This window comes from Natronococcus sp. JC468, assembly GCF_012163165.1.
GTDB classification, from domain to species: Archaea; Halobacteriota; Halobacteria; order Halobacteriales; family Natrialbaceae; genus Natronococcus; species Natronococcus jeotgali.
In genome coordinates this window covers 1-6,422 of record NZ_JAAVUO010000078.1, presented here as the reverse complement: position 1 = coordinate 6,422, position 6,422 = coordinate 1, and the positions used below count along the sequence as shown (strand labels likewise).

General features: G+C 56.6%; 4 protein-coding genes and 1 pseudogene. 4 read left to right on the top strand and 1 reads right to left on the bottom strand.

Features of this window, described 5'->3' with window-relative positions; translation table 11 throughout:
- Positions 1–1,192 (top strand): thiamine pyrophosphate-dependent enzyme (locus GWG54_RS20250; RefSeq protein WP_245242898.1); only part of this gene is annotated, 1,192 nt, incomplete at its 5' end.
- Between the two features lie 297 nt (positions 1,193–1,489).
- On the opposite strand, the pseudogene GWG54_RS21095 reads toward GWG54_RS20250, so the two are convergent.
- Positions 1,490–1,816: pseudogene (locus GWG54_RS21095) on the bottom strand (hypothetical protein); the annotation flags it as partial.
- A 412-nt stretch (positions 1,817–2,228) separates the two neighbouring features.
- Here GWG54_RS21095 and GWG54_RS20240 point away from each other — a divergent pair.
- From GWG54_RS20240 to pstA, 3 genes are read left to right on the top strand one after another with little or no spacing between them, the layout of a single operon-like run.
- Positions 2,229–3,218 carry a PstS family phosphate ABC transporter substrate-binding protein gene (locus tag GWG54_RS20240; protein ID WP_167939442.1) on the top strand — a complete coding sequence of 330 codons (990 nt, stop codon included), beginning with the start codon at positions 2,229–2,231 and terminating at the stop codon, positions 3,216–3,218.
- 45 nt (positions 3,219–3,263) lie between these two features.
- Positions 3,264–4,199: a phosphate ABC transporter permease subunit PstC gene (gene pstC / locus GWG54_RS20235; protein ID WP_167939441.1), complete on the top strand. Its 936-nt coding sequence runs from the start codon at positions 3,264–3,266 to the stop codon at positions 4,197–4,199.
- Between the two features lie 55 nt (positions 4,200–4,254).
- Positions 4,255–5,973 carry a phosphate ABC transporter permease PstA gene (gene pstA, locus GWG54_RS20230; protein ID WP_167939440.1) on the top strand — a complete coding sequence of 573 codons (1,719 nt, stop codon included), beginning with the start codon at positions 4,255–4,257 and terminating at the stop codon, positions 5,971–5,973.
- The last annotated feature ends 449 nt before the right edge of the window (positions 5,974–6,422 follow it).

Sequence of the window (6,422 nt, the reverse complement as noted above, 5' to 3'; positions counted from 1 at the left end):
CCCCCGCGCCCCCCCCCCCCCCCCCCCCCCGGAGCCCCCCCCCCCGGGGCCCGCGCGCCCCGCCCCGCTCCCCGGCGCGGGAGCCGGCGACCCGGGCCAGCTCGAGCGCGCGGCCGACCTGCTCGCCGAGGCCGACGACCCAGTGATGGTCGTCGGCGACGAGGTCGCCCGTTCGGGCGCCGACGCCGTCGCGGCCGCGGTCGAACTCGCCGAAGCTGCGGGAGCCCGGGTCCACGGGGAGATCATGGCCTGCGAGATCGACTACCCGACCGACCACGACCAGTGGGTCTCCTACATCCCGCCTGACGAGGACCTCGCCGCGATGCTGATGGACAGCGATACCCTGCTGTTCGCCGGCTGCTCGACGAACACGACGCTGACCCGCCACGAGGAGGCGCTGGTCGACCCGGAGACGACCTGCATCCACGTCGGCCCCGACGCCTGGGAGCTCGGGAAGAACCAGCCGGCCGACGCCGCGGTTATCGGCGATCCCGGGCTCGCGATAGAGGGGCTCGCCGAGTGCGTTCGGAAGCGTCTCTCCGAAGAGGACCTCCGGGAGCGCCTCGAGCGCGTCGGCGCAGTCAAGGAGATGGTCGAGGCGAAGATCGGGGCGATGGGCGAAGGCGAGGCGACCGACGATCCCCGCGCCTCGAAGGCCGAGCTGGTCGACGCGATGGAACAGGTCGCGGGCGACGCCTACGTCGTCGACGAGGGTGTCACCTCGAAGTACGCCATGCTCACCCGCTGGGACCTCGCGCCCGAGCAGTACATCTCGAACAAGGGCGGGGGACTCGGCTACGGGCTGCCCGCCTCGGTAGGCGCGGCGCTGGCCGAGAGCCAGCGCGACCAGCCCCGCGACGTGGTCGGCTTCATCGGCGACGGCTCCTACCTCTACTACCCCAACGCCGTCTACAGCGCAGCCCGGTACGACCTCGACCTCACCGTCGTCGTTCCCGACAACCGCAACTACCGAATCCTGAAGGACAACACGCTCAAGATCATGGGCGGCGAGGAGGACGACTACGACTTTCCCGGGATGGACTTCGAGCCGCCCGTGGACATTCCGAAAAACGCCGAGAGCCACGGCGCCCGCGGCCGCCTCGTCGAGACGCCCGACGAGATCGAGGCGGCGCTCGAGGAGGCTCTCGAGCGGGACGGCCCGGACGTCCTCGACGTGTTAGTCCACGACTGACTCCGCGTTGCGAGACGGTCGGTCGGTATCGGTCTCGAGGCGCTCGATCGGTACCTGGAGCGAACTTTTTTACCGGCGGGATCGGCTGACGCCTTCGGCGTCAGCCTCAACCCCCAGCAAAAAGCTTCGATAAAAAAGGCAGATGGCTCGTCCACAGGGCTCGACGTATGCCTCTCCGTTCCATTCGCAGACCTACTTATCATATATTCGTTTTAAAGGTGGTTGTAATCAAAACTAAGAGAAGACTTCTATGACGCCCACAGGCGTTCCGTACAGAGTGCGAATTGAACAGATACATTAGAACACTCCAATAATGAAACCAAGTCCCATGACGATGAGAACAAGCGGAAAACGCTGGGAGATACGGCGTATACTGCTCGACCTTCTCCTCGGAATGCTGGTAGCCTGCAATCAACAGCATCGTCAGCCCGACGATACCCACGATGACAGTGAGGGCATATGCACTCATCAGTTCGAGGCAGTGGTTTGACCCGGCACAGAGCGCAATAATCTCGAACTCCTCTTCGTGGGCGAACCCGAGAACGAACGCGAACCACGCGATTCCGAGAAGGCCACGACATCGGTCTCTTCGGGGTCATCGTATGAGTGAGAGTGTCCACTGAGGATTGAGGCATGCCCGGTACGAACACACCGGGCGGATGAAATGCTGATATTCGCGATCGCGTTGATTGCGTATCGCACGTAGGAGTCGGCAATCGATGTAACGACTGGGTGAAGGACAGAGGGAGATGGATGACAGCAGGACGTAAAAAGGACCATGTCTCCCTGGCGCTGTTGTCCTGCTGAAATACCTAACTCAAAGCAACAACCCAAAAGATACCGTGTCTACTCTGACGGGAGCACAGAGGTACACCAGGACTGTTCTGTGACAGTCTCCACAGTTATTGGGAAGAGTAGCGATTCTATATATGTCTCTATAGCAATACGCCAAGATATATCTAAATATGCAACCCTCATATATGGCATATATAGCAATTAGCACCGCATTTAGGTACTCAATCCACTCGTCCACTTGATGGCAGACAGCCAGTTTGGTCATTTAGGGGGTAGCGTTTCCAGACGAAAATTCCTCGGTGCAGCTGGTTCCGTAGGGGCGGCTACAATCGCCGGTTGTTCCGAAACCAATACTGGAAACGGCAGTAGCGGTAATGGCCTTTCCGGTGAAGTCGTTGTCAAAGGGTCCAGTACGGTGTTCCCCATCTCGGACGAAATGGGCCAGCGATTTATGGAGGAAAACCAAGGCGTCAACGTTACTGTTGACTCGACAGGGAGCGGTGGCGGCTTCGAGAACCACTTCTGTCCAGGTGATGCAGACATCAACGGTGCCTCGAGGCTGATCAAGTCCGAAGAGGAAGAACACTGTGCAGAGAACGATGTCACGCCAGTCGAAATGCAGATCGCCAGCGATGCAGTGACGATGGCAGTTAGCCCGGAAAACGACTGGGTCGACTGTCTATCCTTCGATGAGATGGCACAAATCTGGCAAGAAGGCGGTGCCGAAACATGGCAGGACATTAACGAGGACTGGCCTGACGAGGAGTTTGTCCTTTATGGGCCCGATACGACCTCGGGAACGTTCGACTGGTTCACCGAGAACGTTCTCGATGGTGAGAGTCACCGTACTGACTATGAGCCTACGGAGGATGACAACATCATCGTCGAAGGAATTGAGGATGACCAATACGCAATTGGCTACTTCGGCTACGCATACTACTCCGAGAACGAGGATCGTGTGAAGGCACTCGAGATCAAGGAGAATGAGGACGGCGAGTGTGCTGAACCGAGTCTAGATGGAGCGAAAGAGGGAACGTATCCACTGGCACGGCCCCTGTACGTCTACCCATCCGAGGAGGCACTCGGGGAAGAAGAGGTTTCCGCGTTCATGGAGTTTTACATCGAGAACTCATCTTCGGACTGGATCGCCGAGGAAGTTGGATACGTGCCGGCGAACCAAGATATTGTCGACGAGAACATGAGTACACTCGAGGAAGTGGCAGGGAACTAGCAGCACTGGTCCCAAATAAATTGATCATTCCAATATTATCTTTCAATGAGTACTGACCCAATAGACGCCGACCTCACTGGGTCGGTTGATGGACGGATCGCCAAAGAACGGCTCTACCACTGGCTACTGTTCGGCTGTGCTGCGCTGACAGTGCTCGTTACCGGTAGTATCATCGTCACACTTACAGTCGACGCGATTGCCTTCTTTGAGCAGGTAGACGCTGTCTCGTTCTTTACTGGCACTGAATGGGAATCAAGTCGGGACTCCTTTGGCGTTCTGCCGCTGGTGACCGCAACGTTGATTGTTACGGTTATCTCAGCGATGGTCGCCATCCCGATTGGGACCGCAGCTGCAGTCTACCTGAGTGAGTACGCTAGTGACCGAGCGCGATCATTGCTAAAGCCTGCCCTTGAGATCCTTGCAGGGATCCCAACAGTTGTGTATGGCTATCTTGCACTAGTCTACCTGACTCCGTGGCTACGCGCAGCTGGGCTCGAGTTGAACCTGTTCAATCTGCTGAGTGCTTCGATCATGGTCGGGATCATGATCATTCCAATGGTCTCTTCGATCAGCGAGGACGCGATGAGCGCAGTTCCGGATTCTCTGCGAGAAGCCGGATACGGGCTTGGCGCGACGAAATTTGAAGTCTCGACCGGCATCGTCATTCCAGCTGCAGTCTCTGGTATTTTCTCGTCGTATATTCTGGCACTCTCACGGGCAATCGGCGAGACGATGATCGTCGTAATGGCCGGTGGAATGCAGGCACGAATGCTGGACATGACGAATCCTCTCGCGAATCTCTTTAACTCCGGCCAGACGATGACTGCCGCGATGGTTCATGCCGTCACGAGTGACGCAACCGGTGGAACGCCGGAGTTCTACTCGATGTTCGCGATCGGACTAACACTGTTTGTCATCACCTTCGCTATGAATCTACTCAGCAACCGAATCGCTGCGCGATACCGGGAGGAGTACCAATGAACTCACGTCAACCAAGAATTGTGGAATTCATGATAGTTACAGAGGTGAATTACTAATGGCGACCACAGATGAGGAGACCGGACACTGGTTTGGAGCAGACGGACAGGTCAGCCAAATCCAAGGTGCTCTGTTTAGGCTGTCCTGTCTCGGTGCGACGCTTTTGGCCCTCGGACTCGTGTTCGTATTCCTGCTGTACGTGTTTAACAATGCTTTTCGGCCAGCTACTGCCGATACGGGCTGGCTCCTCACAATCGTCGGAGCAGTTATTCTTCCGGCAATCGCCCTTGCCGTGTATTACTACCAGCGCGATACCCGAGCGGGTGAAGTTGCATATACCTCATTCGGACTCCCGATAGTGATGACACTGCTCGCTGGTGGTGTCGTCATCTTTTTCAATCACATCGTCACTGCTCACGAGTGGCTTGCGCTCGTCGTAGCTGGTACCGTCGCATACGGGGTCATTAAGCTCCACCAGCAAGTACGTGGAAACTCGGCTCTTGCGCTCGAGCGAGCTGCAATCGTCATACTCGCACCAGTTCTTGCAATCGTTGGTGTGCCGGGATTCAGCGTGGACCGATCGATTCAGACCCCGCTGCTCGGACAAGAGCTCTTTGACCTGTCGTTTTCTGTGCCTGCTCTCGTTCCGAGCTTGCGAGACCTGATCCTTGCACAACCTACCTTACCGATCGCGTCAGTATCCCTTTTGCTCACGTTCACTGTTCCGATCGCTGCAGCAGCTGCCTGGCACATCCGTCGTGTCCGAAATCGCGATCGCGACGGAATTATCGCCGGAGGGATGACTATCGCCGTCGCGAGTCTTGGTCTGGTTGTCGCACCACTAATTGGCTTCTCAGCTACTGGCTGGATCATTCTGGCAACAGTAGTTGGTGTGCCAGTTGGATTATATGGTGAATCTGTTCTTCGGCGCGACAAGGGCATTACTGGACTTGCATTTCCGGTCGTTGTCGGCCTTGGAACAGTACTTGCGCTTGTTGTCATCGAAACCCTCGGCTTCGCCGGGCCCAATTCCTGGCTCGATTGGAGTTTCCTCACGAGTGCCCATGATACAACGCCGCGGGAAGCAGGGATCTATCCGGCACTTGTTGGTTCGGTAATGATGCTGATCGTCGTTGCCGTAGCAGCGTTCCCGATCGGTGTCGGTGCTGCAGTCTATCTCGAGGAATATGCTCCAAGCCAGGGACGTCTCAGCTCAATCGTTGAGCTCATCGAGATCAACATCGCAAACCTCGCTGGCGTCCCGTCGGTTGTCTATGGTATACTCGGTCTCGCGTTGTTCGTTCGCGGAATTGGGATGCAGGCAGGGATTGTTGTTGTCGGTGGACTAACTATTGCGTTGTTGATTCTCCCGATCATTATTGTCTCCGCCCAAGAGGCGATCCGTGCCGTCCCGGACTCGATGCGTCAGGCCTCCTATGGGATGGGTGCGACAAGGTGGCAGACGGTCCGCAACGTTGTGCTTCCGAAGGCAATGCCCGGAATCTTGACTGGAACGATCCTCGCGTTCGGCCGTGCGATTGGCGAGACTGCTCCGCTGTTGATGATCGGGGCGGCTGCAGTTGTCCGTGTCCCGCCAAATTCCTTCTTCAGCCTGTTCGGTGCGATGCCACGACAGATCTACTCCTGGTCAAAGTTAATTAACGCTGACTTTCGATATGGCGTCCTCGCAGCGGGTGTTGTCACACTGCTGGTCGTGCTATTGATGCTGAACGGCTCTGCGATTGTCCTGCGAAACAAATATCAGCGCCAAGAATAAGGTAATGAGTCAGAATAATACAATCGACACCGACACTAGTACCGAATTGCAACCTGATCACGACGAGAACGCCAAACCGGATATCGCTGAGTCAACCGAGACAACTGCCGAAAGCGACTCGCTGCTCGAGTCATCGATTGTAACGGACGATCAGAATCAATCTACAACTGAGACTGAACCAATTCTCGAGACTCACAACCTTGATGTCTACTATCGGTAGTTCCCATCGAGTCAGCAGTTAGTTACGACTGATGAGATTAGATTCTCAGAAAGCGTCTAGATGGGTGTTGTGAGATTCCTCTACCATCCAGACACCGTTCTTACGGCCTCTGACCTTGAAACCTTAGCGCTTGATCTCCTCTCTGAGATCCCGATCCTCGGAGTCGAAGGCTGCGGCTTCGACTCCGGGATCATCCGACAGACGCTCCTCCAGGCTGCTGTCGATCAGA

Bases quoted from the DNA above. Each gene is read 5' to 3' on its own strand.
- GWG54_RS20240 (WP_167939442.1), top strand. From the start codon at position 2,229: ATGGCAGACAGCCAGTTTGGTCATTTAGGGGGTAGCGTTTCCAGACGA.
- pstC (WP_167939441.1), top strand. From the start codon at position 3,264: ATGAGTACTGACCCAATAGACGCCGACCTCACTGGGTCGGTTGATGGA.
- pstA (WP_167939440.1), top strand. From the start codon at position 4,255: ATGGCGACCACAGATGAGGAGACCGGACACTGGTTTGGAGCAGACGGA.